1 pseudogene is annotated in these 1331 nt (G+C 64.6%); it reads right to left on the reverse strand.

Annotation, left to right across the window (positions count from 1 at the left end):
• Positions 1–1269, reverse strand: a pseudogene (locus ON21_RS30320) (IS701 family transposase); the annotation flags it as partial.
• Positions 1270–1331 lie beyond the last annotated feature (62 nt).

Here is a 1331-nt window from a genome sequence, read left to right on the forward strand (position 1 = left end):
GCTGATAGTGGGCCTGTTTAGCCTGGTATTGGTGTCTTCTGCGCCAGGCCGACCAGTGCAACGCAGTGGTGAGGTTCGGTGACGGTGTGGTCAGGTGTGCCAGGAGACGTCTGATCTCGCCGAGTGTGAGTGGAACGAGGCCGCTGCCAATGCTTTTGGGGAGATGGCGGCTGTCACGGCAAGGTATGTGTGTGCCAGCAGTGCGAGTGTGATGTGGCGGTACCAGGCGTCGTAGCGGCGGACTTGGTATTGGTCGAGCCCGACTTCGGTTTTCGCGGTTTGGAAGCAGTCCTCGACTGCCCAGCGTGCGCCGGCGACCTGGATGAGCTCGTCGTCGCTGGTGCCGATCGGGGCACCACACAGGTAGTAGGCCGTTTCGAGTTCGCCTTTGGCGTTGGGAGCCAGTGACCGGCGAGCCAGCAGCCAGCGTCCCCAGCCGGGTCCGGCCTCGCTCACGGTCGGCACCGTGGCCACGGCCCAGTCGAACATCCGAGGGCCTTTCGCGCCGTTTCCGCAGCTACGACGCTTCCATGCCTGCGGTGGCGCGTCGGCGACGATCTGGCCGGCGCGGCTGCTACCGGCAAGCGACATGACAACCGGCGCACTGCTGGGCACCGCGACCACATACCCGATCCGCCGCCGCTCGAGCCACCTGCGGAACTTCGAATCACCACCGTATGCCTCGTCAGCAGTCACCCACCGTGCAGGCACCCCGGCATCCAGCGCGCGAGCCAGCATCCGCTGGGCCAGAACCTGTTTCGTCGCGAACTCGACATCCTCGGGCACCCCGGCATCGCGGCACCGGTCTCGATCATCGATCCACGACTTGGGCAAATACAACTCCCGGTCGATCAGTGTGCGTCCCTTCACGCTCGTGTACGCGCAGAACACACCGAGCTGACAATTCTCGACCCGACCCGCGGTTCCCGAGTACTGCCGTTGCACCCCAGCAGATTTCACACCCTTCTTCAGAAACCCGGTCTCATCGACGACCAGCACACCATCCGGATCACCCAGATGCTCGACCGCATACGCCCGCGCGTCATCACGCATCCCATCGACATCCCACGCCGCCGCATTCAGAAGACGCTGCATCCCGGTCGGCGTGAACTCACCCGCGACCTCGGCCAATGTCCAGCCGTTCTTGCCCGCCAACGGCGCCAGCAACCCCCGCACATACGCCCGAGCCCGCCGCCGCGGCTCCGCCCGCACAAACCGGCCCGCCACCCGACCGAACAACTCATCCAACCCCGCCGACCACGCCACCAAATCCTCATCAACCACCACGAAACCACATGCTACCCAACAACATCACGAAGTGATGCTGGAGT

Origin of the sequence: Nocardia araoensis NBRC 100135, from assembly GCF_000308435.1 — a bacterium.
Lineage (GTDB): Bacteria > Actinomycetota > Actinomycetes > Mycobacteriales > Mycobacteriaceae > Nocardia > Nocardia araoensis.